Origin of the sequence: Methylobacterium aquaticum (assembly GCF_001043915.1) — a bacterium.
Taxonomy (GTDB): Bacteria; Pseudomonadota; Alphaproteobacteria; order Rhizobiales; family Beijerinckiaceae; genus Methylobacterium; species Methylobacterium aquaticum.
Genome location: NZ_LABX01000512.1, coordinates 1 through 522, shown reverse-complemented (window position 1 = coordinate 522; position 522 = coordinate 1). Strand labels below are relative to the sequence as shown.

The window sequence follows — 522 nt, the reverse complement described above, 5'->3', positions numbered from 1 at the left end:
GGATCGGCCATCGGCTACGCCTGGGCGCAGGCCGGGCTCGGCTACAGCCTGGTCGGGGCGGCCGAGCCGGCCGTCCTGCATCCCCTCGCCAACACGATCCGCCGCATCACGACGACGAACACCTGAGGGATCCGATGTCTTTGCTGAACGACCTGACCGGGGCACCTCCCGGAATGCCGCCGCACGCCCTTCTCCCGCGCCTCGCCGCCATCGGGGCGGTGCTCGCCGGGACGACCTGCGGTTTCGCCTATGCGGGCGGCTGGTTCTCACCGGGAGCACTGACGCCGGCGCGGGTGATCGACCGCTTCGAGCAGGTGAACGGCCCGCATCCGGGGTTCCGCCGCAACCACGCCAAGGGTCTCTGCGTCGAGGGCCGCTTCACCGCGAGCGGCGCGGGCGCGGTCCTCTCGAAGGCCGGCCTGCTCGCCGCCGGGCGGGTGACGCCCGTCGCGGGCCGGGTGGCGCTCGCGGGCGGCCAGCCCTACGCGGCGGATGCCGAGGCCACCGTGCGCAGCCTCGCCC

Annotated in this window: 2 pseudogenes; both read left to right on the top strand. The window is 74.7% G+C overall.

The annotated features are described in order from the left end of the window. Positions 1 to 126, top strand: a pseudogene (locus VP06_RS38450) (anti-sigma factor); the annotation flags it as partial. An 8-nt stretch (positions 127 to 134) separates the two neighbouring features. Beyond that, positions 135 to 522: pseudogene (locus VP06_RS33540) on the top strand (catalase); the annotation flags it as partial.